The sequence below is a fragment of the Arthrobacter sp. H14 genome (genome assembly GCF_000520495.1).
In the GTDB taxonomy this organism is placed as follows: domain Bacteria; phylum Actinomycetota; class Actinomycetes; order Actinomycetales; family Micrococcaceae; genus Arthrobacter_C.
Genome location: NZ_KI914637.1, coordinates 97,411 through 98,901 on the forward strand (window position 1 = coordinate 97,411; position 1,491 = coordinate 98,901).

Below are 1,491 nucleotides of genomic sequence, written 5' to 3' on the forward strand. Positions count from 1 at the left end.
CGCAGGCTGCTTTCTCTTTCCGCCGGGCGGCGGATTCTGGGTGCATCCGCTCCCGCAGGCGCTGGGCCTTGCCGGCCAGTTTCGGCCGTGGCAGTCCGGGTGCTTCGGAGAGAAGTTCCTGTTCGAATTCGGATTGGGCGTCCTCGGGGAGGGTCTGTGCCTGATTGACGATGACCATGGCTTGCTCCCGGTTCAGGGTCCCGGATTCGAGGCGGTCGAGAGTGGAGGGGAAAGAGCCGACCAGTTCGTTGCTTTCGAAGACCAGTTTCTGCGCCGTCTTCCCCGCCAGCGTCAACGCACCGCTGACTTCGGCCTCGACGTTCATCCGGGCCAGGCCCTCTTCATTGCGGTTCGGTCCGACCGGGTCGGCTTGCGGCACCGTCCCTGCCGCGGTGTCACAGAGGCGGATGACCAGGCGGGCTTTGAGCCCTTCTGCCCAGGCAATAAGCTGGCCGGCCGAGACCAGGGCCCGGGTGGCTTCGTGGTACGACAAGTCCCCGGGGTTCACCTCGCCGAGCGGTCCGGCCAATTCGCCGAGCCAGGCCATGCCGTCTTCGGCGGGCTGGAGGTAGGCTCTGCGGTCGCAGGCTGCTTTCTCTTTCCGCCGGGCGGCGGATTCTGGGTGCATCCGCTCCCGCAGGCGCTGGGCCTTGCCGGCCAGTTTCGGCCGTGGCAGTCCCGGTGCTTCGGCGAGCAGTTCCTGTTCGAATCCGGGTTGGGCGTGTTCGGGGAGGGTCTGGGCCTGCTCGACGATGACCATGGCCTGCTCCCGGTTCAGCGCCCCGGATTCGAGGCGGTCGAGCGTCGCAGGGAAAGAGCCGACCAGTTCGTTGCTCTCGAAGACCAGTTTCTGCGCCGTCTTCCCTGCCAGCGTCAACGCGCCGCTGACCTCGGCCTCCACATTCATCCGGGCAAGGTGCTCTACGTTCCGTGACGGGCCGGCCGGGTCGGGCTGCGGGACAACACACTAGGCGGACCGTGCGACCTTGAAGATCGAGGTGCGACCGCCGACGACGTTATCAACGCGCAGGACAAACACCTCAAGGAAATGGAGAAGGCCGGTGACGTGTCCCACCAGGAAGCACGCGCCGCGATGAAGGGGCGCTGGCGGCATCCGAAGAAGTCGCTGGGCTGGTACCGCGATATGCAAAAGGCCTTTGCGGGTCTCCCCGAGAGCTGACCACGCACATCCGAGGTGGCCACGCCTTTCTTTATTCGAATACTTGTATTAGGTATCTGCTTAGCTGAAGTCAGGGTCGTTTTCTGGGATGACCAGCGTTTTAAGCGGGTGTGGCGCTGTGTGGGCGGCTTGGTGCATGAGCCGGTTGAAGAGTAGTCCGCGGCTCTTTGAGGTGCGGCGGTTAAAGCGGAACGTGAACTCGTCGAGGTAGTAGGCGAACTGCTCCTGCGAGGCGCCGTAGTGCATTGTTCCGATCATCCAGCGCTTGAGCTGAGAGGCGACCATGTGCACCGCCGGCAGATTCACGTGGG

The 1,491-nt window shown here is 64.3% G+C and carries 2 protein-coding genes and 1 pseudogene; 1 reads left to right on the forward strand and 2 read right to left on the reverse strand.

What is annotated here, in order from left to right; translation table 11 throughout:
- On the reverse strand, positions 1-907 hold a 907-nt coding region (locus tag Y707_RS23860), incomplete at its 3' end, for a DUF222 domain-containing protein (protein WP_035780495.1).
- 141 nt (positions 908-1,048) lie between these two features.
- Between Y707_RS23860 and Y707_RS33120 the strand changes: the two genes are divergently transcribed.
- Complete coding sequence (locus tag Y707_RS33120) at positions 1,049-1,180, forward strand: hypothetical protein (protein ID WP_275451191.1); 132 nt, start codon at positions 1,049-1,051, stop codon at positions 1,178-1,180.
- Positions 1,181-1,270: 90 nt separating this feature from the next.
- Here Y707_RS33120 and Y707_RS0105795 read toward each other — a convergent pair.
- Positions 1,271-1,491 (reverse strand): annotated as a pseudogene (locus tag Y707_RS0105795) (transposase); the annotation flags it as partial.